Source organism: Tunturibacter gelidoferens (genome assembly GCF_040358255.1).
GTDB classification, from domain to species: Bacteria; Acidobacteriota; Terriglobia; order Terriglobales; family Acidobacteriaceae; genus Edaphobacter; species Edaphobacter gelidiferens.
The window spans coordinates 2375811-2401552 of record NZ_CP132938.1 but is presented as its reverse complement, the minus strand read 5'-3'; the positions used below and the strand labels follow the sequence as shown (position 1 = coordinate 2401552).

The following is a 25742-nucleotide window of genomic DNA, read 5'->3' as shown; positions in this document are numbered from 1 at the left end:
AATGGAGGAGACTATTATTTCATGTCGCGCCAGTTTTGACCGACGCCCACCTCAGCGACGATTGGAATGGAGAACTCGGCAACGTGCTCCATCTCGTGTTTCACAAGTTTCTGAAGCTCTTCAACCTCTTCCGGCACGACGTCAAACAGCAACTCATCATGGACCTGCAGAGTCATCTGCGATCTCAGTCTGCGATCGCGGATAAGCTGGTCGATTCTGAGCATGGCCAGTTTGATGAGATCGGCCGCGGTACCTTGTAAAGGAGTATTGATCGCAGTCCGCTCCGCAAAACCGCGCATGTTGGGGTTGCGGGATTGAATATCCGGGATTGGCCGGATGCGGCCAAAATAAGTCTTCACAGACTGATCTCGGCGCACTGTCTCGAGCGTCTCCTCAATGAAGCGCTGGACACCTTTGTAACGCTGAAAATAGGTCTCAATATAGGTTTTGGCCGTTCTTTGATCGATGCTCAGCTGCGCCGCGAGTCCAAACGGACTGATGCCATATACGATCCCGAAATTAACAGCCTTGGCGCGAGCACGAGTCTCTTTATCCATGGTGGCAGCGTCGACACCGAAGACCTCGCTTGCGGTCAACGTGTGAATGTCTTTGCCTGTTCTATAGGCATCGAGTAATAACGGGTCTTGTGAGAAATGGGCCATCAGGCGCAGTTCGATCTGCGAGTAGTCCGCAGACATCAGAACATTACCTGGAGCAGGAATAAATGCGGCGCGAATCTCGCGACCAAGTGCAGTACGGACCGGAATGTTCTGCAGATTCGGATTCGTGCTGGAAAGGCGACCAGTCGCCGTGCCAACTTGGTTGAAGGTGGTGTGGACACGGCCCATAGCATCCGTAAGCTGCGGAAGCGAGTCGATGTAAGTGGATTTCAGCTTCGCGAGCTGGCGGTATTCGAGAACAAGTGCAGGAACAGCATGATGTTCGGCAAGCTCCTCAAGCACATCCTGAGCCGTAGAAACGACTTTGCCCTTTCCATACTTCATCGGCTTGGGAAGGAGCATCTTGTTGAAGAGAACTTCGCCGAGTTGTTTAGGCGAGTTGATATTGAACCGATGGCCCGAATCCGTATAAATTCGATCGGCAAGATTATCCATATCAACAGCGAGTCGAGTGGACATCTCACCCAGAACAGCGGAGTCGATCCGAACACCAGCCTGCTCCATCCTCAAGAGAACAGGAACCAGCGGAAGATCCATCGTCTCGTAAATATGTGAGAGGTGAGCGGATTCGATCTGGCTACGAAGGATGTCGGAGAGGCGATGGACAGCGTTGGCGGCTTCAGGCAGGAGATTGGAAATCTCGGCATCGCTAGGCGTCTTCGAAGCATGGGGCAGGGCGCGGTCGGTAAAGCGGGCTGTCACGTCAGGAAGAATGTGAGAGCCGTGCGTCGAATTGATGAGATAGCTGTAGAGCATGACATCGTCGCGGACTCCAGCCAATGTGATCTGATGAGGCTCGAGCGCACGGAGGACGGCTTTGAGATCATGAACGTGCTTGGGAAGTGTTGCGTCTTCGAGCGCCTCTCTTAGGCCAGGCGCCTGAAGGGATACGACCGTCGCAGAGGCAGCAGACGTGGTTAGGCCAATCTGAAGGACGGTCGAGGGAGCTGGCCTTCGCTGGTCCAGTGGTTCCGGTTCTTGGGTTGCGAAGAGGGACATGGACTTGGATGGCGATGGCTCGGGCTCAGCGTCTTCTTCCGTGGATACGTCCGCGCAGACCTCTTCCGCGAGAGCACGGGCGTCTTCAAAGACAGCTAACGTTAATCCCTTGATCTCTCCGGAAAGACCGGCCGAGCGGGCGTCTGCCAGCAATTCACTTATTTGCGCTGATGTCGGTATCAGATTGTATGTGATCGGAGTGTTGGCGGTAGAAGGAGCAAGTTCCTTCAGCAAAGTTGTAAATTCGAGCTCCGAGAAGAGTTCACGACACGCAGCATTATCGGAGGGCTGGGTAAGCATATCGTCTAGCTCGAAGTCGATAGGCACGCCGGTGTGGATCGTGACGAGTTCTTTTGAAAGGAGAATATTGTCGCGATTGTTTTGCAACGATTCGCGATACGTTTTACGTTTTACCTCATCGGCGCGGTCGAGCGCGGCCTCGACCGTACCGAACTGCTGAATGAGCTCGACGGATCCCTTATCGCCTATGCCTGGAGCACCGGGAATGTTATCGATGGAATCGCCGCGGAGGGCCATCACGTCAACCACAAGTTCGGGTGGGACTCCGAGCGCAGTTTCTACTCCGGCACTGTCAAGAATCAGGTTGTCTTTCGTTGGATTGAGAATGAATACATCTTCGTTGACGAGCTGCATCATATCCTTGTCGGAAGATACAACGTAGACCTTGTGGCCCAGAGCTGAGAGCTTACAAGACAGCGTTCCGATTACGTCGTCCGCTTCGAATCCCTCGTAACTAAGAATCGGAATGCGAAAGGCCTCAAGGGCGCGGCGAATGAAGGGGAGCTGTTGTGTAAGGTCGGCCGGCATCTCAGTTCGGTTGGCTTTGTAGCCGAGATAATCAATCTCTTCGAACTGCTGAGTCTTAATGTTGAACTTCTTGACCGACTTCATTTCGCGAGCACGCTCATCGCGGAAGACCGGACCGGAGAGGTCGTAGATCGCTGCGAGGTAGTGAGGGGAAAAGTCTTTGCGAAGCTTGTTGATCATGTTGACGAACACATAGGTCGCCGCAGTAGGGATGCCAGTCCTCGTGGACATTGGACGCTGGCGCTGCATTGCGTGGTATGCGCGAAAGATGAACGCCATGCTATCAAGTAGGTAAACAGGAGGTTTGTTTTCGGACGAAGTGGCTGATTTTTCTCGATTTGCTGAGTTCGACATGGCTTGTTAGATGGTAGCGCGTGCGCGAGTGGTAGGACTTCAAACACGGAGATGCCGTAACCACGGAACTCCGTTTCTAGAGAAGAAGCATGCAGTCACCATAACTGAAGAATTGGTATTTTTCCCGAATGGCGTGTGCATAGGCAGACAGTACTAATTCTTTTCCGGTCTGACTTCCTGCGAAGGCGCTGACTAGCATAAGCAACGTGGATTGTGGAAGATGGAAGTTTGTGAGGAGACCCTTCACGATCATGAACCTATGGCCAGGTTGAATGAAGATGCTGGTTTGGCCGGTGTGGGGTGTAAGACGATCTCCCCCAGACGTTTGGGCGCAGTGTTCCAGCGTTCGGGTTGTGGTGGTGCCGGTTGCAATGATCCTGCGGCCATCATTGAGCGCGGCGTTGATGGCTTCAGCGGTTGCGGGAGGAAGCGTGTAGTGTTCGGCGTGGAGGCGGATGTCACTAAGCTTTTCCGCTCTTACTGGCTGGAAGGTGCCGAGCCCTACGTGGAGGGTGATGGTCTCAATCTGGATGCCGTTTTGCTTGAGCTGGGCCAGGATCTTGGGGGTGAAGTGAAGGCCTGCGGTCGGGGCGGCGGCGCTGCCGGATTCTTGCGAAAAGACGGTCTGGTAGCGGTCGCGATCGGCATCGCTGTCCTCGCGGTGGATGTAGGGAGGAAGCGGCATGTGGCCTATTTTGTTGAGGATGGCGCTGAAGTCTGGGGCGGGAGAGAAGCGGAGGGTGCGTTCGCCGAATTCGGAGGCGGAGAGAATTTCGGCTTCCAGTAAGGGGTTTGCTTCGTTGGGGGCGTGGAAGAGGAGGCGTTCGCCGAGTTGAATTTTGCGGCTGGGGCGGACGAGTGCGGTCCAATCGTTCACGGCAAGTTGCTGGGTTAGAAGGACTTCGATACGGCCGGTTGGATTGGGAGAACTTTGCTGGGTTTGGTGGCTGCGGGCGCGGGTGGCGTAGAGGCGGGCCGGTAAGACACGGCTGTCATTGAGGATAAGGAGGTCGCCGGGTTTGAGGATTTGGGGGATGTTGCGAAAAAAATTGTCGTGGTACTGGCCGGTGGCGCGGTCGAAGAGCAGCATGCGGCTGGAGCCACGAATCGCCGGTGGGGACTGGGCTATCAGCTCTTCTGGGAGGTCGAAATTGAAGTCGGATACGAGCAATCTATGTCAATTTTAGTGGTGAAATCGTGGTGAGTTGTGTGGTGGAACGTGGTGAGGATGTGGTGTTTTGCATGGTTGATTCTGGCGGTGAAAAATACGCCAACTTTTTCAACTTTTTTTTTGAGAGTTGCTGATTCGGGATTCGGCCAGTTCGACGGCGCGATCAAGGGCTGCCTGAACGGCTTCCTCGTTGGCGGTCGTCAGGAGGGGCCAGCCTATGAAGACTCTTGAGAAGGGCTTGGGGATCAGGAAGCGATCCCAGGAGCGCAATTTCCAGGCTCGCTCGGGGAGGACGTAGAAGGTTCCGACGGGGCTATCTACCAATTGGGCGAGCTGGGTGACGCCGGGTTTGGCGACCATGGCGGGGCCACGGGGGCCGTCGGCGGTGATGGCACAGTAGTGTCCGTCCAGGTAGGCGCGGTGCATGTTGCGCAGGCCGAGGGAGCCTGACCGCGAGCTGGAGCCTCGTATCGCCAAATAGCCGAGTCGTTCGACGGTGCGGGCGATCAGTTCGCCGTCGAAGCTGGGGCTGATGAGGATGGCGATGTCGTGGTTGCGGAAGTGCCAGGCGCTGGTGAGCAGGCAGCGGTGCCAGAAGGCGTAGACGGCTGGGGGCGGCGCGTCGAAGCCAAGGGGTGCGCCGGGGTCGCGGACGTCTTCAAAACGAAGGGTCATGCCGAGGACGCGGATGACCGCACTCGCGAGGCGGGGGGCGATGGCGAGGGCGAGGCGTTGCTTGAGGGTGTAGGTGGAGGCCACTTGGTTCAGTTTACCTATCGGGTGCGTTGGCAGCCATCTGTCCTGCCGGACGGGCCTCCTGCGCGGAGGGCGGGCGTTCGCACGCCTTTTTAGAGCTTCGCTTGGTCCTCCCGTTGGTCGGCACGAGATCCTGACCCGCGACCATCGGGAGCGCCGGGCGAAGCGGTACACCCGTCACGAAGTGACCGCCCCACGCGCAGTGGGCCGGTCCGGCAGGACAGATACTCAGAAAAAGACTCGAGAAGAAGTTCTCCCCTTTACGATGAATTTACTGCGAACGTGATTTGCTTAATGCGTTTGCGAGAGGCGTGCCTATGCGTTGCTTCAATCGACTACTCCTTTTCTCTTTTTTTCTTGTTGTGTTCTCCCGGTTTGAAGCCGCCGCGCAGACAGTGGCGACTGCGCCCACGAATGCCGACGTTCAGGAGCTGAGGCAGACGGTGCGCGATCTTGCACTGCGGGTAAGCGCGCTGGAGGCAGAGCTGCACAAGGAGCGGCCAGTTGCGACGACGGAGATGGCTACGCTGCGGCCGGCGGTGCTGGTTGGCCCAGCTGCGGATGTTCGGAGCAGCGTGGAAGGTGTGTCGAGCAGCAGCGTCGCGTCTGTTCCGTCGTCTGCAGCAGTGAATCCGCAGACCGCTTCAACACCGACTTCGCCTTTGGCATCGGTCCTTCCGACACAACTGCCCGGCGGCGCTACGCTGAACTACACCTTTGACGGTTACTACGACTACGACTTCAATCACCCGATTGGGCGTGTGCAGTATCTGCGAGCCTACGATGTGCTCAGCAATGCGTTCAGCATCAACCAGGCTGATGTGGTGCTTGCGCTCGATCCGGATGTGGCGGCGGGCAGGCGGTATGGGGTTCGGCTGGATCTGCAGTTTGGGCAGGCGACGGAGACACTGCAGGGTAACCCGCAGAATGAGCCACGGCCGGATATCTACAGGAATATCTTTCAGGTTTTTGGAACGTATGTCGTTCCACTTGGCAAAGGCCTGACGGTGGATGTGGGCAAGTGGGCAAGCTCGCTGGGAATCGAAGGCAACTATACGAAGGATCAGGTGAACTACTCGCGGTCGTTCTTCTTCGATTATCTGCCGTTCTATCATGCGGGTGTTCGTGCCAGCTACAAGGTGAGCGACAAGCTGGCGGTGAACTATTGGCTGGTGAATGGAACCGATCAGTCGGAGCCTACGAACTCGTTCAAGGACGAGTTGTTTGGATTTACGGCGCAGCCTGCGAAGAGCGTTCTTTGGAACTTCAACTACTACCTGGGGCAGGACCATCCGGATGCTGCGCCGGCTACGAACTGCACTGCTCCGGTGCAGCCTGGGCTGTGCCTTCAGGCGATTACCCCTGCACCGGATGGCAAGCAGCATATCTTCGACAGCTACGTGACCTGGAATGCGACCCCGAAGCTGGCGTTTTCGCTTGAGGGTGATTATTTGATCTCGCGGGAGTGGGCCAGTGCGGCACCTGGCGAATCTTCAGCGCCTTCGCACGTTGATGGCGGGGCGGCCTACGCGCGGTATCAGCTGACGCCGAAGACGGCGCTAGGCGGCCGCTTCGAGTATCTATCGGATCGCGGAGGGCTTTTCACCGGGACCACGCAGGCTTTGAAGGAGTTCACCGGGACCTATGAGTACAAATTTGGCGAGGGTTTCCTGACGCGTGTGGAGTATCGAAGAGACTGGAGCAACATTCCGTTCTTTTTGACGAATAAGCCTGGAGTGCTGTCGCCGGATCAGCCTACGCTAACCGTGGGGATGGTGTGGTGGGTGGGTGGGAAACAGGGGGCCTGGTAGCTGCGATCGTTCGGGATAGCGGATCAGCGTTGCGCTCGCCCCTTCCACGGAGAGAGTGTCTTGTAACTGGGTAGAGCCGTTGCGTTGGATTTTTTTGCGGAGAGAAGACGGCGCTTGATCAGCCAGCGAACTGCGCTCTGTGCCGCACTTTTGCTGATGCCGATGTTTTCGGCCAACTCTCGATACCCGATCTGCACCTCGGATCCTCGCTGTTCGGCTTCGGCTGCGAGCCAGAGATAGACCAGGAAACTGGCAGGGCGGCGATCGTGTCCGACGAGGTCGCGCATCAGGACGTCGATGATGTAAGGATCGATCTCGGTCATGGCTGTACCAGCCAATACTATAGTTTTACGGAGGCAATTGCACTGACACTTCACGTCGCTTTAGTCTGCAGGACAAGGAGAACGGCGATGATTCGAGGCATTAAATTTGTTGGAGTTCCAGTTCACAATCAGGATGAGGCGTTACGGTTCTGGACAGAGAAGGTGGGATGCAAGATTTCGACGGACCAGGAGATGGGTCCAGGGCAGCGATGGATTGAGCTTGCCTTCCCTGGAACGGAGACCGGTATTGCGTTATTTACCCCAGAGGGACATGAAGACCGCGTCGGAACGTTTCAGTCCATCAGCTTCTGGTGCGATGACGTCTTCGCAACGGCCAAGAGCCTGGAGTCGCGCGGTGTGGCCTTTGTGCAGGCTCCTCGAAAGGAAGACTGGGGAACGTCGGCGATCTTTGCTGACGCCGATGGAAATCAGTTTGTTCTGTCCAGCCGATAGCTGAGCAGCTAGCTGTATTTGAGCCAGCGTAGGATCTCGGGGAGGTTGGGTTTTTTGCCGTACATGAGAATGCCGACGCGGTAGATCCGGCTCGCAACCCAGAGGATGGCGAGGATGGTGAGGCTCATGAGCACGAACGAGAGACCGATCTGCCAGGGTGGGACCGTGGTGAGGGAGATGCGGAAGTTCATCAGCAGGGGGCTGCAGAAGGGGATGAGGGAGACGATCTGCGCGAGGGTGGAGTTGGGTGCGCGCACGATGACGAAGATCATGAGAAAGCAGAAGGCGAGCGGGATGACGAGGAACATGTTGAGCTGCTGGAGTTCCTGCTCGGAGTTCGTCATGGCCCCTAGAGCGGCGGCGATGCTGGAGTAGACCAGGAAGCCAAAGATGAAGTAGGCGACGAAGAAGAAGATCTGTGTGGCACTGATGAGAGCGTGGCCGCTGCCGATAACGCCCGTTGCGAGCGAGGTTGAGCCTAGGGCTGCGGCGGCCAGCATCCATACACCCACCTGAGTGATACCGACTGCACCGACGCCGAGAATCTTGCCGGCAAGCATCTCGTCGGGCTTGATGGTGGAGAGCATGACCTCAAAGACGCGGCTGGTCTTTTCTTCAATGATGGAGCGCGCGGTGTTCATGCCGTAGAGCATGATGACCATGTACATGAGGAAGAAGAGGAGATAGGCGGCACCGAAGGCGGCGCGGCTGTCGCCGGTTTTGCTGGTGTCGATGGCGACGGGTGCCATGAGGGCGGCGATGTCGGACGGGCCCATCCCCTGGTGGGTAAGGCCTTCGCGGGTAAGAACATTTTGAATTGCGGTGGAGAGTGTGTCTTCGGTGGTGATGTCGCCGGCTGAGCGCGGAACGTAGGTGAAGGTGGGACGTGCGTTTGGCTGTGGGGCAGGCGTAACGACGAGATAGCCGGTGAGGTCTCCTGATTTGCTTTGGAGATTGCGGTCGAGGTTGGCGCGAATCTCGTCGCTGTTGGATGGCGAGTTCGATGCGAGGACATCGACGGTCATGCCACTGTTTTTTCCGGTCTGGAGTTCGTGCTTGAGGTCGGCGGAGAAGGAGGTGTCGGAGGAGAGGATGGCTAGGTGGGCTGAGGATCTGGTGCGAGAGGCGAGATAGCCGCTGCCGAAGACGAAGACTCCCATGAAAAGAGGAATGAGGATTGTGGCGATGAGGAAAGCTTTGGTGCGAATGCGTTCGAGGTACTCGCGTTTGGCGATGAGCCAGATGTTATGCATGAACTTTTTCTCCAGCCGGGACGCCGGTAGATTCTTCAGTGACCTTCTCGATGAAGATCTCTTCGAGTGTCGGCTCCATGACTTCGAAGCGGGTGATGCGGGCGCCGGTGCGGATGGCTTCGGCGAGGAGGGATTGGGCATCGGCACCGTCATTGAGGCGAATTTCGGCGTGGCCTCCGTAGTTCTTCGCAGAGTGGATGGTGGGGTGGTTGAGGAAGGAGTCGTTGCCAGTGAAGTTGATGAGGACTCGATTGACAGGGTAGCGGGATTTGATCTCGCGCATGGAGCCGGAGAGGACGAGGTGGCTGTTATGGATAAGGCAGATGTTGTCACAGATCTTTTCGACCTGGTCCATGCGGTGGGTGGAGAAGAGGATGGTGCGGCCTTGTTTGCGGAGGTCGACGAGTGTGTCCATGAGGAGGACGGCGTTGACGGGATCGAGGCCGCTGAAGGGCTCGTCCATGATGATGAGCTCGGGCTCGTGGAGGAGGGTGGAGATGAACTGGATCTTCTGCTGCATGCCCTTGGAGAGCTCTTCGGTCTTCTTGTCGATGGATGGGGTGATTCCGAGGCGGTCGCACCAGTCGTGTGCGCGCTTTGACGCGGTGGCGGCGGTGAGACCGCGGAGCTGGCCGAGGAAGATGAGTTGGTCCATGACCTTCATCTTTTTGTAGAGGCCGCGCTCCTCGGGGAGATAACCGACGCGCTTGAGGAGGTCGCGGTTGAAGGGCTTGCCGAAGAGGCTGACGGTGCCGGAGTCGGGGACCGTGATGCCGATCATCATGCGGATGGAGGAGGTCTTGCCGGAGCCGTTGGGGCCGAGGAGGCCGAACATGCTGCCAGGCTCGATGGTGAAGCTGAGGTCTGCTACGGCGATCTTGGTGTCGTAGGCCTTGCGGACGTGTTGCAGTTCTACGATGGACATGGGTTCTCTTGTATTCAGTTACTGCAAGTTTAGCAGGGGGTTCAGGGATCTTTGTGTGTCGTCAAAGTACGGATAGCTGCTCGGCGATGCGGGCGTCGCGGTGTTTGCGATCGAGCCGGGCGGAGAGGACCGCGAGGATCAAGGTGATGAGCGTGACGATGATGCTGGCGAGAGGGAGTTGGCGGTAGGTGTATCCGGCAGTGAGCATCATGCCGCCGAGAGAGGCTCCGGTGGCGTTGCCGAAGTTGAAGGCTCCCTGGTTGAGGGTTGAGGCGAGGTTGGGGGCTGCGGCGGCCTGGTCGACGATGCGGGATTGGAGCGGAGCTCCGGCGGCGAACTGGATCGCTCCCCAAATGAGGATCATCGCGATGGCGGGGACGACGTGGGGTTCGGCGTAGTAGAGAGCTGCCAGAGAGGCCAGGAGCGTGAGGAGAGCGCCGATGAGAAAGGCCATGGGACGCCAGTCGCTGAGAGTGCCGCCGAGGAAGTTGCCGACGGTGATGCCGACTCCGAAGAGCAGAAGGGTGAGAGTGACGGCGTGGGGGGAGACTAGCGTGACGGCTTCGAGAGTGGGGGCGATGTAGGTGAAGACGCAGAAGAGAGAGGCTGAGGTGAGGACGCTCATGGCGAGGACGAGCAGGACCTGCGGCTTGCGGAGGACGCGGAACTCGTGGAGGAGACCGCCTGAGCCTGGGGCTTGTCTGGGGACTAGGAAGAAGACTGCAGTTGCGGCGAGAAGGCCGATGGGAACGATGGCCCAGAAGGCGACTCTCCAGCCGTAGGCCTGGCCAAGTGCGGTGCCGGCTGGAACTCCGAGGACGTTGGCCAGCGTGAGGCCGGAGAACATGAGCGCGATGGCCTGGGCACGCTGGTTGCGGGGCACGAGATTTGCGGCTACGACACTGCCTATGCCGAAGAAAGCTCCGTGGCAGAGGGCGGTAAGGACGCGGGCGGCGAAGAGGAGGTTGTAAGTCGGAGCTATGGCGCAGGCGAGGTTGCCGAGAGTAAAGACGCCCATGAGGAGAAGAAGGGCGAGTTTGCGCTCCAGTCGGGCGGTGGCGATGGCCACGATAGGAGCGCCGATGGTGACAGAGAGCGCGTAGCCGGTGACGAGGACGCCGGCCTTGGGAATACTGACGTGGAAGTCGTCGGCGAGGTTGGGCAGCAGACCCATGATGATGAACTCGGAGGTACCGATGCCGAAGGCGGCTACCGCAAGCGCCATCAGCGGCGTGTGCAGCAGGATGTTCTTACGCTCGGCGATTAGTTCTGAGCTCTCTTCAGGGGGAGGCATTCTTTTATTGCAACATATCTTCTGTCAATACTGAAAGGCTGTTGTGGAAGTGCGGCAATTGGAGACGGCGGGTTCTTGGTAGCATCGGTCTGTGCTGGAACTTTCTACACCTATCAAGTTTGTGAAGCTCGTGGGGGAGCGGATTGCGGTCGAGCTTTCGAAGCGCGGCGTCGAAACCGTGGAGGATCTGCTGTATCACCTGCCGTTTCGGTACGAGGATCGCCTGAATCCGGTGCCGATGAGTGAACTGAGGGCGGGAACGATGGCGTCGGTGATCGGCGAGGTGCGGGGAACGGTGCTGCTACAGACGCGGAGTATGCCGCTGTTTGAGATGACGGTGGGACAGGGACTTAGCACGGTGAAGTGCATGTGGTTTCGCGGGACCTATTTGAGGGATAAGTTTCACGTGGGACAGATGGTTGCGCTGTATGGAAAGCTGGAACCTTCGCGGAGCAGCGCAGGAAAGTTCAAGATGATTCAGCCGCAGTTTGAAGTGCTGCCTTCCGGCGGTGGCGCGGAAGCTGAGTTTTCCACGCTCGAGGTCGGGCGGATCGTGCCCGTATACGAGTCGCTGGGGGGAACGACTGCGTGGGGGGCGAAGCTGGGTTCGAAGTGGCTCAGGCGGGTGATCTGGGCTCTGTTTGAAGAACTGGAAAAGCAGCAAGTCAGCGAGTCAGCAAGTCAGGCTGAGACCTTGCCTGGCGCCATGCGAGCCAGGCTTTCGTTTCCGGAGCGGTTGAAGGCGTTGAAGGCTGTGCATTTTCCTGAAGCCGGAACGCCTATGGCAGAGCTGGTGTCAGCGACGACGCCTGGACATCGACGACTGATTTTTGAAGAGTTTTTTTATCTTGAGCTTGGGCTGGAGTTGAAGAGACGCCGGATGCGGGAGCGGGAGGGCACGGCGTTCGTGACGAATGTGAAGGTTCGGGAGGCGATCAAGCAGGTGCTTCCCTTCCATCCGACTGCGGCGCAGAAGCGGGTGCTGGGCGAGATTGCGAGCGATATGCGCAGGCCACAGCCAATGCGGCGATTGCTGCAGGGCGACGTGGGATCGGGCAAGACGATCGTCGCGATGCAGGCCGCGCTGGTGGCGATTGAGAATGGTTACCAGGCGGCTCTGATGGCACCAACGGAGATTCTGGCGACGCAGCACTATCTTTCTGCTCGGAAGCTGCTGGGCGATGTACTGTCGCAGCGAACCGGAAGGCCTTACCGGGTGACGCTTCTGACCGGATCGCTGGATGAGGCAACGAAACGCGAGGCACGCGGGAGAATCTTTCGCGGCGAGACTGATCTTGCGATTGGGACCCATGCGTTGATTGAGGATAAAGTCGACTTTGAGAACCTTGGTCTCGTGATCGTTGATGAGCAGCACAGGTTCGGCGTGCAGCAACGATTTCGATTGATGAAGAAGCCGGGAGCGCTCGATCCGGATGTGCTGGTGATGACGGCTACGCCGATTCCGCGAACGCTTGCTCTGACTCTGTATGGCGATCTCGATGCGAGCGTGATTGATGAGTTGCCACCGGGACGAACTCCGATTGTGACCAGACGAACGACAGAGGAACGAGCGGAGGATGTATGGGGTTTTGTCCGTAAGCAGGTTGAGGCGGGACGCCAGGCTTACATCGTCTACCCGGTGATTGAAGGGCCGAAGGACGATCAGCCAGAGTTGGATTTTCCGCAGGATGTTGAACCGGACGCGGGCGAGGCAAGCTTGAAGGCACATGCAGATTCCTCCGCTACGCTGCGGAATGACAAGAAAAAAACGGCGGCGGGAAAGAAGACGAGAGTTTTGAAAGCCGGGAGTGCGAAGGGCGGCAGTGTGAAGGCCAGGGGCACGAAGTCTTCTATAAAGACGGAGAAGCTGTTTGAGCCGAAGAGGGCGCTCCGAGCTGCGACGGATATGTATGAGGAGCTGCGGATGGGTCCGCTGAGCGGACTTCGCCTTGGATTGCTGCATGGACGCTTGAGCGCCGACGACAAGGACGTAACCATGCGGCGGTTTCAGCGAGGCGACCTTGATGTATTGATCGCTACTACCGTTATTGAAGTCGGCGTCGATGTACCGAATGCTTCGGTGATGGTGATCGAGCATGCGGAGCGGTTTGGGTTGGCGCAGATGCATCAGCTGCGCGGACGGGTTGGACGCGGCGCGGCGAAGAGCTTCTGCGTGTTGATGACAGGCGGAAGGGTGAGTGAGCAGGCTGAAGCCCGGCTGGACGCTATGGTTCGTACTCAGAACGGGTTTGAGCTGGCAGAGCTCGACCTTCAGCAGCGCGGACCAGGAGAGTTTTTTGGAACACGCCAAGCCGGAATGCCGGAGTTTCGTGTTGCGAATCTGATACGCGATCGTGCGCTGTTGGAGTTGGCGAAGACAGAGGCAACCCGATTTGCATCAGAGCCCGATCCAGCCGTTTCGAGTGAAGAGAAGCAAGCGGTGTGGGCGCGGCTGAAGATGCAGTGGCAAAGAAAGTATGGTTTGGTCGAGGCGTGATTTTCCCAACTGCACTGCCAACCTAGAGACCGCTCTCCCTTGCCAACGACGTCAACTTGCCGTGGCGTGAGTAAAAGAACCAAGCTGCGGAGATTGCGATGGCGACGCAACGATGGCCTTCTTCGGGCCACGCTTGCGCGCTACGAGGACTCGAATACGTTCGATCATCTCCGCTGGGGACGAGGCTCCCTTGGGGAGGAAGACGTCGGCATGGACTGCGCGGTCGAAGGCATTGACGGTGCCGGAGACAATCATCGCGGGCAAGCCGGGATGGAGTTGTTTGGCTCGACGAACCAACTCGTTGCCGTCCATCTGCGGCATGATGAGATCGCAAAGGATGAGATCCAGCGTGCCTGGGAGATATTGATCGAGGATGGTCAGCGCTTCCTGTGCGCTGCGGGCAGCGACGACACGATAGCCACGGGTTTCGAGCAGGAAGGTGCGGACGGAGAGAATTTGTTCGTTGTCATCTACACAGAGAATCGTCTTCTTGGGTCGCATGCAGTCTCGCTTCTGCCGGACACCACCTTCTGGTGGCTCACGGCCGATGGGCCAGTCTGGCGTGTCTGCTGGTTTGCAGGCACGCCGGTCTGGTGATGTTCAAAACTTCCCCGCGGTTCAGCCGGATGCGGCTCTTCGGCGCGTAATGGGTCCGCTGCTCCCGAGCAGAGAAGACGGAACGAGCAAAGCTCTCCTGTCTGCTCCACAAGGGATCAGGGCCAACTGTCCAGCGAGCTAAGCTGCCGAACCGCGGGGTGCGAGAGAGGCTGTAGGCCGGCGCAGGTTGCCACGCGGCTCCAGGAGCGCAAGAGATCCTTCTGCTGCGGATACGGTGAGTGCCGATGATGGGAATGTCCACATCGAACCTCACTGCGTGTGCAGGCAGCGAGACTGCGCTGGGGAGTCGCGACTGCGAGGCAGTCGAGCTTCTCTCAACTCAAATTGTCAGATAACAGGCGAAAGCACTCATCTCCAACGACGCTACATATTGCATGCAAGGTCGTCGTCAACGCTTTCCAACAGTACGAATGAGCCGGTCACTTGGCAAGCGGCGAAGTTTGAGCGAAGACTGACAATATTAGAGCTTGCACATCCACCGATGCGCGGAAGCCACCGTATTCATTGACGATTCACGATGGTCGCCTGTTGAAATCGAGTGCATCACGGCAGGAAAAAGCGTCCCATTGCAACAGGAATGGTGCGGCCACCGACGAACACTTTTGTGACGACTCCATCTTCGATCACTGCGCTGATATGAATGCGGCTGGGACGAAGCATCTCGATTCCCTGTTCAATGACGATCTGTTGACCACTCGCAACGAGGCCATGACGGACGAGGTAAGCGATCGTGCATCCAGAGGCAGAGCCGGTTGCAGGATCTTCGCCTGAATCGAACTGCATGCGTGCGTGCCATTGTGCTGTTGAGTTCTCATTAGCGGGAGTAATACAGTGAAAGAATTTTGCACCGACTCGGTCGAGAAATGGACGGGAGTTTTGCGTGGTAATGCGAAGCCGGCTCGCGACCTCGAGCGATCGCAAGGGCACTATGCAGAACGCCATGCCGGTGGAGATGACCTGCGCGGATAGATGCGGATCGAGGTCGTCGATGGCGAGGCTGAGCGCGTTGGCGACAGCTGCACGGTCGTCGAGGCTGCTGAGAACTTCGCCAAAGGTGGGATCGTTCTGCAGCATGGTGCCGAAGACTCCGATCTCTCGAGGTAGAGGCGTCTGGAAGCGAATCCGGATTGGACCGATACCAAGATCGAGAGTGATCTGCTCCGCGCCACGGAAGGTTGGATGATTGAAGTAGAGCCAGCTGGCGGTTCCGAGGGTTGGGTGGCCGGCGAAGGGGACCTCTTCGGTGGTGAGGAAGATGCGGACCTGAATGCCGCGTTCGCGCTCGATCTCCGGATCTCGGGGAAGGATGAAGGTGGTTTCACTCAGGTTCGTCTCGCGCGCAAGGGCTTGCATCTCGTCGGTGGAAAGGCCACGAGCGTCCGTAAAGATGGCGAGGGCGTTGCCTTCAAGAGGGCGTTCGGCGAAGACGTCCACCTGGGCGAAGTCGTAGATGCGAGAGGACGCAGAGTGGTTTGCGGCGAAAGCTGCAGGGGCGGCCGCGGGATCGTCAGTTGACATAGAGTCTCCTCGGAAGTATGGTTTGAAAAGACCGCGATGGGGCAAACCGGCCTCATGCTAGCTTAGCTGGCTGCGGTACAAAAACATTTTAACTATGACGATAATGCCAAACACGATGCCCACTCTCTGCTGCTGCTGTTGCTGTAGCCCAGTGTGGGTGTGTGGATGAGCTAATCGAAGCAGACATCTTCGAGCAGCACAGAGACCCACCCAGAGCGAACGAGCCGGGTGGGTTTTCTACGTTGAGCCGGGCAACTCGAGCCATCGTTGGACGCGTTTATTTTTAGCAAAGGAAGATTGGGTGAACCCCAAAGAAGGCGAATCGACTATGTCACTCCGCATTAATGATATTGCTCCCGATTTCACCGCTGAAACTACCCAGGGCACGATTCATTTCCATGAGTGGATTGGTGATAACTGGGCTGTTCTCTTCTCGCACCCGAAGGATTTTACGCCGGTGTGTACAACCGAACTCGGTGCGGTAGCGAACCTGGAGAGCGACTTCGCAAAGCGCGGTGCCAAGGTGATTGGGCTCAGCGTGGACCCGGTCGTCAACCACCAGAAGTGGGCCGTGGATATTGAAGAGGTCGGAGGCGCGAAGGTGACCTATCCAATGATCGGCGATCCGGAGTTGAAGATTGCAAAGCTGTATGACATGCTTGCGGCCGATGCGGGCGAGACTTCAGAAGGGCGGACGCCGGCGAACAACGCGCCGGTGCGGACTGTCTTTGTGATTGGACCGGATAAGAGGATCAAACTGACGCTCGCTTATCCGATGACGACAGGGCGCAACTTCGATGAGATCATTCGGGTGCTTGACTCGATGCAGTTGACGACCAAGCATAAGGTGGCGACACCAGCCAACTGGAAGCAGGGCGATGATGTCATCATTACGGGAGCGGTCTCCAATGAAGACGCCGATAAGATCTTTCCCGGTTACAAAACGGTGAAGCCTTATCTGCGTACGGTGGCACAACCGGAGTAGAGTGAGACCAGGGTTGCCGCTATAAGTTTGTTTCGCGGCGAACAAGGGCACCGATGGCGAAGTGGCTAACGCGCTGGTCTGCAAAACCAGTATTCATGGGTTCAAATCCCATTCGGTGCTCCATTAAAAAACGGTATTCAGCTCAGTCGACACATCAGCTTGCCGTCTCCTTCATGCGCCGTTCGAGGATACTCTTGACCGCTCCTGTGAGCTTGATACGACGCATGCGGGTTGAATAGGTAGTCCTCAGACAGATGAACATTTTCCGGCCCGTCCATAAAAGAGTTTTCTGCGCGCGCTTACTTCAAAACGAGAACTTAGCTGCAAGCTGGACGAGACGAGGGGCTGCGGCGCTGACGATTTTGCCGAAGTTTTGTGTGTCTTCGACTTGTCCATCGACTGAGGCGGGGCCGTAGAACTGACTGTGGTTGAAGGTGTTGAAGGATTCCAGGTGAAACTCCAGAGATTTTGCGTCTGCGAAGCGAAGGTTTTTCTGGAGGGTCATGTCGAAGTTGTTGATGCCGGGGCCGTAGAAGATTCGGTGCTTGGCGTTTCCGAGTTCGCCGAGATTTTCTTCTGGAAAGAGTGCAGTGTTGAAGGCTCTTCCGATGTGACATCCACCGCAATCTTCAGGTCACGAAGCACCGAACTTGGCTTCGCACCACGCGCGACGATCTTCACCTTCCGGAGCGCCGCAAGAAACTCATCCCGGTCATAGCGAGTCTGAACGATCTCCAGCATCGCACGCACACCCACGCCTGTCATGAAGAGGATCAGGTCGTAGTTGCCCTCAAGCAGCTTCGCGGCAAACTCCAACACATGCTCGTTCGATTCCAACCCTACCTCACGCATCGGCACAACAATCGGCTCGCCGTCGTACGTGCGGATCAGCTTTTCGACCTCTTTCGCTCGGCGAGATTCGAGCGAAAGTACGCGAAGTCCGTTGAAGCTCGCATGCGCCACGCTTCTCCATCTCCAGCCTTATCAAGATCGTGGACTTTCATCCCGCATCGGGACACCGCCTGCAGAAGCGATGTCCGTTCAAATACATCTATTTTGAGAGAAAGACCATCTTCTGATAATAGAGGCGGCTGTCAAGATGAGCCTAGTCGACTGCCTCAAACACAATACGTCCAGTCAAAACCAGCCCGTGGTTATCGGCGTGGAAGCTGGATGTCGCAATCTGCATCCCCGTCCCCAACACTAACCCCAATCTGTCCTTCGGTCTTTGCGAAATTTGATCTTGCTTACCATCAATCAAGGAGTAATAACACCTGACTCTTATCATCATTGGTGCCGCCGTGATAATAGCTTGCATTCACTTCAACCTCCGGCCAGAAATACTTTCCCATCTTGCACTCAGCAGTTGTATTCCACTGCATCGTTCTGTCAATCTGTTGCACAGAACTCGTTGGTAACACTGCACCCAGGGCTGACTGTACGTCGAAATTGCCAAAGCCTTCGCCGAGTACCACCGTGGGAGTTATCGTCGACACCGCGGTCCCGTTTTTGTAGCTCCTCGTAGGCACCGAGAACGCTACCTGCACGAGCGTCGAGTAGTTTCCCTGTTTCGCATTTGCCGCAAACGGCCTATATTTCGCAATCACCGAGAAGTCTCCAGCGCCATCCGCCGCCTTCGGCGTATTGTGCTGGATGTACGGCGGCAGGTTGATGTCGAACTCCGTCCGGGCAAACGGAATGAGGTTTACACCCTCGCCGTTGTCGTAGTTCCACATGGGCATCGCTGGAGCTGGCAACAGCGGCACCGCTCTAGCCGCTCTCTTTGCGCCTCGCCTCGCCATGCACTTCGGTTGGCAGCACGTCTACGGATTTGCAGCAGCCATGATGCTTCTGCCGCTGCTCGTCATGGTCATCTTCGCCAAAGAGCCGCCCGACATCGAGCGCCAGCCGTTACGCCAGCATCTCTCCTGCCTCTTCGAATCCGATGGCTGGACCTTCAACCTCATCTACATCATCACCTTCGGGGGATTCCTCGGACTCGCCACCTTCCTGCCCTCCTTCTACTACTCGCAGTTCCACGTCACGAAAGCCCAGGCGGCAGCCTCACCGTACTTGCAACTCTAACCGGCTCACTCACCCGCGTTCTCGGAGGCCGGTTCGCCGATCGCGTGGGCGGAATCACTACGCTCTCCGTCGTCTTCCTCATAGCCATCGCTGGACTTTTCGGTTTGATGACCACACCACCACTCATCGCCACCACCTTGCTCTTCATGCTCTGCTTTGCCGCGCTCGGAGCGGGCAATGGGGCAACCTTCCAACTTGTCCCCCTTCGCTGGCCACTTACCACCGCGGTCGCCGGTGGCATGATCGGCGAGATAGGGGCTCTGGGCGGTGGTATCCTCCCCAACTTGCTCGGACAATCCAAACAACACACTGGCTCCTACCACGCAGGCTTCCTGCTCTATGCCGTCCTCGCAGTTGGGGTGCTTCTCATCATACGGACCGTCGCCCGCTCCTGGACCCGTTCCTGGATAGCTCCCGGTGGTCGCGCCATCGATGCTGCGCCTGCCGATAGCGCTGCGATCGTTGGATCAGGACGCATTGAAGAAATTCCGGTCTGAGTGGCAACGCCAGCAACTACACCAACCTGGGTCGCGGCCGCTACATGGACATCGTCAGTCAAATCCTATTCAATGGCTCTCGTCGGATACCAGACGTTGTAGATGCGGACCGAACTCGTTCGAGGTTTATCCTAGTCGTCTCACAACTAAAACAGCGACCGGAAGAAATCTTGTAATTCCTTGATCTGCCAACGAGTCTGCTTTGCCGTAAGTCGATTCTCAGTTGGCGATAACAGGTCAAATCACTCGCTGAAATTACTAAAATCCTATCAGTGCTGATAAATGGGATGATCAGGTTGCCCCGGAAGGGAGAGACTATTTCCCTGAAGAAGCCAGCGCAGCACCTCATAGCGCAAGCCTCGAGACGTGGGACGCTGCGCGAGCTTTCATTTCTTCAGGAGTTTTACCGAACCCTATCACGGCGTCTGCCCCTTTGTAGCGTTACATCGCTGTTGGTGTCGCGCAATTTCAGTGAGTTGCGTGCCATTGCCGAAATGGCATGGAAGAGGTCATATGTTCGGTAAAAAATTGCTCTCAACCTTGAGATGAGATAGACAGGAACGCCAACGAGGGACTCCAATCCCGCTACAGAATGAGCGCACTGAACAAGAATAAGCAGGGCTTGTACGGTTGGAGCACCTCCAAAAACTGCTGTTGATAAACGATCTAGCCCTTGCCCTGAATTTCGGGACCAAGAGATCGGAGGTTCGAATCCTCTCGCCCCGACCATTTAAATTCCACGTCTTTACTAGCTAAAGGCTTCGGACTTTTTGGCCTCCGAACCCTGATCTAGGTCCAATCGCCAGTCTTCTATCCGACCCACCGCATTTCACGACTCCTAGGCGACCGCGTTAGAGTGCTCGCAATTTTGCATCAGGAGTAAGATAAGCAGCTGGCACGAGAAGCTTGGTGTGGCTCGAGACGAACGGTATTAACCTGAGCAGGCAGTGAACTTGCTGCGTCAGATTGAAGTGGCTATAGCGACCTGAAAAACGACAACGCCAGCATGTAAGGCAGCCGAGATCGTCGAGCCGATGTACTTCCGTTGATACAGGGAGTAACCATTTGAGTAATTCGCGTTGCGCGCTAAATTAGGAGTAGCTGGGAACAGCCGTTGGACGGGTGAATAGTCTGCGTTGATGAAGTACCGCAAGATCAGAATCGTGTATTTCCCGGCATTCAAACTCCAAGCGGACGGTATAAGAATCATGATTGATAATGCGACGTCAAAACGGCAGGGAGCATTCAGTCAATTACCGAGTACGGCAGAAGATACCAGGCTTGCGAAATCCAATTCTCGCGAGGAGAATTGGCAGCGATGGGGAACCTATCTTCCAGAGCGGCAGTGGGGCACTGTGCGGGAGGATTATTCGGCTGATGGAAATGCATGGAACTTTACTCATGACATGGCGAGATATCGTGCCTATAGGTGGGGCGAAGATGGAATCCTCGGTTGGACCGATCGTGAGTGTCGGCTATGCTTCGCCCCCTCGCTATGGAACGGAAACGACCCTATCTTAAAGGAACGTCTCTTCGGACTGGGGAATCCAGAGGGAAACCACGGCGAGGACGTCAAGGAGCAATACTACTATCTCGACGCCACACCAACGCACTCTTACTGCAAAGGTTTATATAAGTATCCTCAAAGGGCCTTTCCTTACAATGATCTCGTCGAGACCAATCGCAAGCGCGGATACGATCAACCGGAGTACGAGCTTCTGGATACGGGAATCTTTGATGAGGAACGCTACTTCGACGTGCAAGTGGAGTATGCAAAAGCCGGCCCCGAAGACACGCTGATCAAGCTTACAATTTCGAACCGCGGCCCCGCTGCTTCTGACCTTACCGTTGCACCCACCCTTACCTTTCGAAATAACTGGTCATGGCGCAACTTGGAACCGGGTGAAGAGACACGCCCTTGGATGCACATGCAGGAGAGTAGCGACCGTATTGTGATTGCGAATCACAAGATACTTGGTCGTTTTCGCTTTTGCGCGATTGATGAATCTGGACCAAAGAAGGAAGAAGTCATCTTTACGGAGAATGACACGAACTTTCATCGACTCGTTTCGAATTATCAGGGCTCAGCCCGATATTCAAAAGACGGCTTCGACCGGTATTTGGTTCGAGGAGAGTTGGAGGCCGTCAATAAAGAGTTACAAGGCACAAAGTCTGCATTCGTATATCGTCTCAGGCTGGGCGCTGGTGAGTCGTCTGTGCTAAGGCTACGACTAGTTCGCGAAGACAACGGTGAGCCACCCTACATCAATCAGCAAGCGTTCGATGAAATTTTAACAGCGCGCCAGAGAGAAGCGGATGCGTTTTACGCAGAACGTATTCCAGATAGCTTTAACGATGATGAACGGAACGTCTCGCGCCAGGCCTACGCGGGACTGCTCTGGACGAAGCAGTTTTATTACTACATCTCAGAGCGATGGCTTGAAGGAGACCCCGCTCAGCCGGCTCCGCCAAAGGAACGCCTGATGGGCAAGAATGCTGATTGGCGGCATCTTTACTGCCGCGACATTCTCTCCATGCCGGACAAGTGGGAGTATCCGTGGTTCGCCGCCTGGGACACTGCGTTTCACATGATTCCCATGGCGGAGATTGATCCAGTTTTCGCAAAAAACCAGCTTCTCGTTCTTTTGCGTGAGTGGTATATGCATCCGAACGGTCAGATGCCCGCTTACGAGTTTGCTTTTGGAGACGTCAATCCGCCTGTACATGCATGGGCCGTAATGCACGTTTACTTGATAGACGCGCGGCGGAATGAAGGAGTGAAGGACATTGAGTTTTTGGAACGTGCTTTTCAGAAGTTGCTGTTGAACTTTACCTGGTGGGTCAATCGTAACGATCAGAAGGGGCACAATCTCTTTGGCGGCGGATTCCTCGGATTAGATAACATCGGGGTCTTCGATCGTTCGATCAAAATGCCCGATGGAACAAGCCTCGATCAGGCAGATGGTACCGCATGGATGGGACTTTACTGCTCTTCCATGCTGCTGATCGCTCTCGAACTTGCACAGACTCGACCTGCTTACGAAGACATCGCCAGCAAATTTTTCGAGCACTATATTGCCATCATCGATGCCATCAATGGACTTGGTGGAACCGGCCTGTGGAACGAAGAGGATGGCTTCTACTTCGACCAATTGACTACGGCGAATCAGCCGCCAAGGGCGCTTAAGGTCCATTCGATCGTTGGCATCGTTCCTCTGTATGCGATCTGTATCCTTCACAAAGAAGATGTTGATCGTCTGCCGGGGTTTCGCAAGCGGATGCAGTGGTTTCTTGCAAACAAGCCTGAGCTGGCGAGACATGTTTCCGACGTAGAGACCTCAGATCCATTACTCTCTGGCTCTAAATTTATTGCTCTTGTGCCCAAGGAACGTCTTTTGCGGATCTTCACGCGGCTTCTCGATGAAACTGCATTTCTCTCGGATCATGGCGTCCGCGGTCTTTCCAAATACCACGACGGCAATCCATATCAGGTCGAATTAGCCGGAAAGACTCTTGTAGTAAAGTACGTTCCGGGTGAAGGAGACAGTGGCATGTTCGGCGGAAATAGTAACTGGCGCGGGCCCGTCTGGTTCCCGATGAATATCTTGCTCTTGAACTCCTTGGCGACTTATCACGCTGTCTACGGAGACACGTTCACGGTCGAGTGTCCCACTGGAAGCGGGAAGATGCTCACACTGCAGGAAGTCCAGGAAGAGATAGCGCGAAGGCTGGTCGGCCTATTTTTGCGTGATGCCGACGGACGTCGTCCATCCCATGGCAACGAGCAACGTTACATTGATGACCCACACTGGAAAAACCTGGTGCTCTTCAGCGAATATTTCTGTGGCGACACCGGTCGGGGCACCGGAGCGAGTCATCAGACTGGCTGGACGGCATTGGCAGCCACGTGCATGGAGAAGATGCATCGTCTCAAAGAAACTGTGCGGTGAAATAAATGCGGACTGCCTGTTGTCTTCATATCCACGACCTGTTGTGTGAACCAAACCGATGAGCACCAAACAGCGCGCAGTGAGCACCGACCGAAGCTGAACGGATTGCTCGTTCGCCTTGCGAGGTCGCGGTCCAAGGCTGCAAGATAGAAGGCCAGTTTGCCGAGATATTCTGGCTCAAACCGTCCCGCCTTCAATTCGATGGCAACCGAGCAGTTGGGGCCGCAATGGAAGAACATCAGGTCCAACGCGAAGTTTCAGCCACGATCTGCTACGCATACCATTCTCTTCTCACAAGACAACCTACTGGCTATTGCCAGTGTTAATCAGGCCATTTCTCGTGAACCGGCGGCAGACGGTGGTCGGTGCCGTCGGCGATGTGACGCATACCGAGCAGGAACAGGCTTGCAAACTGAAGCCCATTCAGCCATGCGCGTAAGCCCTCACCCGGCACCGCCGCGGTCTTCGTCTGTTGATAGTCCAGCTCGTAACGGACTGCACTTCATTACGTTTCTGCGTCAGAATTTGAAGATCGCGGTCCTGCGATACCACCGCGTTCATCAAGTACAGATCGGCAAGGTCATTATCTGGCTGGGCCTTCCGCAACTCCTCGTCATTCCCTTGGTGCCGAGGTTGATGCAACGCTTCGACGCGCGAATTCTTATTGGCATCGGAATACTCTTATTTGGCGGTAGCTCGTTTTTAACTTCTCATCTCGATTCGAATTTTGCGGGACCACAGTTCTATATCCCACTCGCTATCCGCGCGCTGGGTCAGCCTCTTATCATGGTTCCACTCTCTGCCGTCTCCACGGCTGGAATGGCTAAGGGACGCTAACCCGGTTCAGCCTGTGCAATTTTCAACACGATGAGAAACATTGGAGGCTCGATCGGCATCGCCGGACTTTCGACATTGCTTTCCGTGAGAGAACGCTTCCACTCGGCCCGCATCGGAGAGTCCGTGCCGATTTACTCAGGTGCTGTGCAGGAACGCCTGCTGCAGTTGGCTCATGTCTCAGGGCAGCGCCCCGTCTTCGGCTCACGTGCGCGCAATTGGTGCTATAGGTGGCGCGGTCCGCCGCCAAGCATTTCCTGCTCGCATACAGCGATTGTTTCCTCGCGCTGGGCTGCGTGCTACTCTCAAGCGCAATTGCTTTGTTCTTTATGAAAAAAGCACGTATCTTGGGTGCGGGCGGTGGACATTGATGTGCAACAACCCACTCGGTAAACCGCAATTCAACGAGGTAATGGCTATGCCTTCTGCTCAAAAACTCGACACTCACCACAAAGCGCTCACTATTAATCTTGATACATCGACCTTTGGGTCTTTCGCCGAAATCGGCGCCGGACAGGAAGTCGCACGTTGGTTTCTTCTCGTGGGAGGGGCTTCCGGCACTGTGGCTAAAACCATTTCCGCGTACGACAAGGAAGTCAGCGATGATCTTTACGGCTCCGGGTCGCGCTATGTATCCAAACAGCGACTCGAGGCGATGCTGGACAACGAATGGGGCCAACTTCTCACGCAATTAAACGAGACTCGTGGGCCGCAGACTCGGTTCTTCTGCTTTGTTGATACCGTCTCCGCCCGTAACTTCGCCGGAACCAACGACCAACATGGTTGGATTGGTCTGCGATTCCAGTTGCAGCCCGGTGGCACTCCCAACGATGTCTTACTGCACATCAATATGCGCGATCCTTCGAATGCACTCCAACAGGAAGCCATCGGTATTCTGGGCGTCAACCTCATCTATGCCGCATTCTATGATGTGCAGATCAAAGACTTATTTCTAGAAGGCCTGGCACAAGACGTCGTCGCGGAGCGGATCGAGATCGATTACATGGATCTTCACGGGCCAGCATTCGAGACTTGGGATCGCCGGGCCCTGCTGGTCGACCTGGTTCGTGCGGGATTCGCAGAGTCAGTATTTTTTTCCACCAAGGGCTCAGCTCTTCCCCCTACCGAGGTTCTCCACAACAAAGCCGTCGTCCTTGCACCGGGATACTTCGGCCACACCGATTCAGTTCACACGCACGTTCATTTGCGATTATTGGCTTCGGCGATTCAAGAGCTCCAGGGAGACCTCGGCGAAACAAAATCGACACCCGCTGGCTTTTTTTGCCTCACCGTTGCTCCGCTCGTGCCGGAAGAACCAGCCCCTGAAACTCCCGACGTGCTTCGTCGCATCGATTCGCTTCTCGCCGCAGGCGACGTGCTGCTTTTTCGTAAACCCGAACTCTACCAAATGACAGCTCTCGTAAACCGCCATACAAAGGCGCCTGTACGCGTCGTCGGAGGCCTTTCCATGGTGATTCGAGCGTTTGAAGACATTTACGGCAATCTCGAAGGCAGACTTCTCGAAGCCCTCGCCCGTCTCTTCGCCCAGAATGTTCGCATCTACGTTTATCCGATGACCGCCGCGGATCTGCGGGAATGGCTGAAGAGTGCTTCCGTCAACGGTTGGGAGTGGAATGAGACCAATGGATTGGTTTCGGCAAACGAGCTGCGTCGCGCGCCACCTCTCGGACATCTATTCGCCTATCTTCTCGCCAGCAACTTTCTTGTCCCTATGCGACTTCCTATGGAGGGATGAGAGACTAAGGTCGGTACCTACACGTGGACGCGGATGTCTGCCGATTCGTTCCAAAGTTGCCGCCAGCGATAGACATCCCCGTTCGACACTCGACATGCAGCATGTCCCATGGGCTATCGAGGCTCTCCCCTCGAAACGAGGTAGCCGGATCTACG

The 25742-nt window shown here is 56.2% G+C and carries 22 protein-coding genes and 1 tRNA gene; 10 read left to right on the top strand and 13 right to left on the bottom strand.

Annotated elements, in window-relative coordinates:
* Positions 1-14: 14 nt before the first annotated feature.
* The 3 genes from polA to RBB81_RS10700 form a co-directional block, all read right to left on the bottom strand.
* Complete coding sequence (gene polA, locus RBB81_RS10710) at positions 15-2861, bottom strand: DNA polymerase I (RefSeq protein ID WP_353073677.1); 2847 nt, start codon at positions 2859-2861, stop codon at positions 15-17.
* A gap of 76 nt (positions 2862-2937) precedes the next feature.
* A complete protein-coding gene (gene queA, locus RBB81_RS10705) occupies positions 2938-4032 on the bottom strand; it encodes a tRNA preQ1(34) S-adenosylmethionine ribosyltransferase-isomerase QueA (protein ID WP_353073676.1) in 1095 nt (364 codons plus the stop codon).
* Between the two features lie 108 nt (positions 4033-4140).
* Positions 4141-4791: a lysophospholipid acyltransferase family protein gene (locus RBB81_RS10700; RefSeq protein ID WP_353073675.1), complete on the bottom strand. Its 651-nt coding sequence runs from the start codon at positions 4789-4791 to the stop codon at positions 4141-4143.
* 314 nt (positions 4792-5105) lie between these two features.
* Between RBB81_RS10700 and RBB81_RS10695 the strand changes: the two genes are divergently transcribed.
* Positions 5106-6599: an outer membrane beta-barrel protein gene (locus RBB81_RS10695; RefSeq protein ID WP_353073674.1), complete on the top strand. Its 1494-nt coding sequence runs from the start codon at positions 5106-5108 to the stop codon at positions 6597-6599.
* Between the two features lie 23 nt (positions 6600-6622).
* Here RBB81_RS10695 and RBB81_RS10690 read toward each other — a convergent pair whose 3' ends face one another.
* Positions 6623-6922 carry a helix-turn-helix domain-containing protein gene (locus RBB81_RS10690; protein WP_179583456.1) on the bottom strand — a complete coding sequence of 100 codons (300 nt, stop codon included), beginning with the start codon at positions 6920-6922 and terminating at the stop codon, positions 6623-6625.
* 87 nt (positions 6923-7009) lie between these two features.
* On the opposite strand from RBB81_RS10690, the gene RBB81_RS10685 reads away from it, so the two are divergent.
* Positions 7010-7375: a VOC family protein gene (locus tag RBB81_RS10685; protein ID WP_353073673.1), complete on the top strand. Its 366-nt coding sequence runs from the start codon at positions 7010-7012 to the stop codon at positions 7373-7375.
* Between the two features lie 8 nt (positions 7376-7383).
* On the opposite strand, the gene RBB81_RS10680 is transcribed toward RBB81_RS10685, so the two are convergent.
* The 3 genes from RBB81_RS10680 to RBB81_RS10670 form a co-directional block, all read right to left on the bottom strand.
* Complete coding sequence (locus RBB81_RS10680) at positions 7384-8628, bottom strand: ABC transporter permease (protein WP_353073672.1); 1245 nt, start codon at positions 8626-8628, stop codon at positions 7384-7386.
* Positions 8621-9553, bottom strand: coding sequence for an ABC transporter ATP-binding protein (locus tag RBB81_RS10675; RefSeq protein WP_353073671.1), 933 nt, complete (start codon positions 9551-9553; stop codon positions 8621-8623). Before RBB81_RS10675 ends, RBB81_RS10680 begins: the two co-directional genes overlap by 8 nt.
* 61 nt (positions 9554-9614) lie before the next feature.
* Positions 9615-10847, bottom strand: coding sequence for an MFS transporter (locus RBB81_RS10670; RefSeq protein WP_353073670.1), 1233 nt, complete (start codon positions 10845-10847; stop codon positions 9615-9617).
* 91 nt (positions 10848-10938) lie between these two features.
* Between RBB81_RS10670 and recG the strand changes: the two genes are divergently transcribed.
* Complete coding sequence (recG, locus tag RBB81_RS10665) at positions 10939-13344, top strand: ATP-dependent DNA helicase RecG (RefSeq protein ID WP_353073669.1); 2406 nt, start codon at positions 10939-10941, stop codon at positions 13342-13344.
* 51 nt (positions 13345-13395) lie between these two features.
* Here the strand turns inward: recG and RBB81_RS10660 are convergent, their stop codons facing one another.
* Entirely contained in the window at positions 13396-13845 is a 450-nt protein-coding gene (locus tag RBB81_RS10660) for a response regulator (protein ID WP_179581889.1), read from the bottom strand.
* A gap of 660 nt (positions 13846-14505) precedes the next feature.
* Positions 14506-15480 carry a PhzF family phenazine biosynthesis protein gene (locus RBB81_RS10655; RefSeq protein ID WP_353073668.1) on the bottom strand — a complete coding sequence of 325 codons (975 nt, stop codon included), beginning with the start codon at positions 15478-15480 and terminating at the stop codon, positions 14506-14508.
* A 328-nt stretch (positions 15481-15808) separates the two neighbouring features.
* Here RBB81_RS10655 and RBB81_RS10650 point away from each other — a divergent pair, with 328 nt between their 5' ends.
* Both RBB81_RS10650 and RBB81_RS10645 read left to right on the top strand, forming a co-directional pair.
* On the top strand, positions 15809-16465 hold the full coding sequence (locus tag RBB81_RS10650) for a peroxiredoxin (RefSeq protein ID WP_179583452.1): 657 nt from the start codon (positions 15809-15811) through the stop codon (positions 16463-16465).
* A 47-nt stretch (positions 16466-16512) separates the two neighbouring features.
* A tRNA-Cys gene (locus RBB81_RS10645) sits at positions 16513-16588 on the top strand.
* A gap of 181 nt (positions 16589-16769) precedes the next feature.
* Here the strand turns inward: RBB81_RS10645 and RBB81_RS10640 are convergent.
* The 3 genes from RBB81_RS10640 to RBB81_RS10630 all read right to left on the bottom strand — a co-directional run bounded on the left by RBB81_RS10640 (position 16770) and on the right by RBB81_RS10630 (position 18207).
* Complete coding sequence (locus tag RBB81_RS10640; RefSeq protein ID WP_353073667.1) at positions 16770-16970, bottom strand: hypothetical protein; 201 nt, start codon at positions 16968-16970, stop codon at positions 16770-16772.
* Positions 16967-17428: a uroporphyrinogen-III synthase gene (locus RBB81_RS10635; RefSeq protein ID WP_353073666.1), complete on the bottom strand. Its 462-nt coding sequence runs from the start codon at positions 17426-17428 to the stop codon at positions 16967-16969. The genes RBB81_RS10640 and RBB81_RS10635 overlap by 4 nt, the downstream gene beginning before the upstream one ends.
* 290 nt (positions 17429-17718) lie before the next feature.
* Positions 17719-18207 (bottom strand): transporter, encoded by a 489-nt coding sequence (locus RBB81_RS10630; RefSeq protein WP_353073665.1) that lies wholly within the window; start codon positions 18205-18207, stop codon positions 17719-17721.
* Here RBB81_RS10630 and RBB81_RS10625 point away from each other — a divergent pair.
* The 3 genes from RBB81_RS10625 (at position 18200) to RBB81_RS10615 (ending at position 22997) form a co-directional block, all read left to right on the top strand.
* The gene (locus RBB81_RS10625; RefSeq protein ID WP_246373524.1) at positions 18200-18550 is read left to right on the top strand and encodes an MFS transporter; all 351 of its coding nucleotides are present in this window, start codon (positions 18200-18202) and stop codon (positions 18548-18550) included. The genes RBB81_RS10630 and RBB81_RS10625 overlap by 8 nt on opposite strands.
* A 44-nt stretch (positions 18551-18594) precedes the next feature.
* Positions 18595-19047 (top strand): hypothetical protein, encoded by a 453-nt coding sequence (locus RBB81_RS10620; protein ID WP_353073664.1) that lies wholly within the window; start codon positions 18595-18597, stop codon positions 19045-19047.
* 1139 nt (positions 19048-20186) lie between these two features.
* A complete protein-coding gene (locus RBB81_RS10615; RefSeq protein ID WP_353073663.1) occupies positions 20187-22997 on the top strand; it encodes an MGH1-like glycoside hydrolase domain-containing protein in 2811 nt (936 codons plus the stop codon).
* Here the strand turns inward: RBB81_RS10615 and RBB81_RS10610 are convergent.
* Positions 22925-23236 carry a PDDEXK nuclease domain-containing protein gene (locus tag RBB81_RS10610; RefSeq protein WP_423248078.1) on the bottom strand — a complete coding sequence of 104 codons (312 nt, stop codon included), beginning with the start codon at positions 23234-23236 and terminating at the stop codon, positions 22925-22927. The genes RBB81_RS10615 and RBB81_RS10610 overlap by 73 nt on opposite strands.
* A 190-nt stretch (positions 23237-23426) precedes the next feature.
* Between RBB81_RS10610 and RBB81_RS10605 the strand changes: the two genes are divergently transcribed.
* The gene (locus RBB81_RS10605) at positions 23427-23834 is read left to right on the top strand and encodes a hypothetical protein (protein ID WP_353073661.1); all 408 of its coding nucleotides are present in this window, start codon (positions 23427-23429) and stop codon (positions 23832-23834) included.
* A gap of 559 nt (positions 23835-24393) precedes the next feature.
* Entirely contained in the window at positions 24394-25587 is a 1194-nt protein-coding gene (locus RBB81_RS10600; protein ID WP_348641578.1) for a hypothetical protein, read from the top strand.
* Positions 25588-25742: the final 155 nt, after the last annotated feature.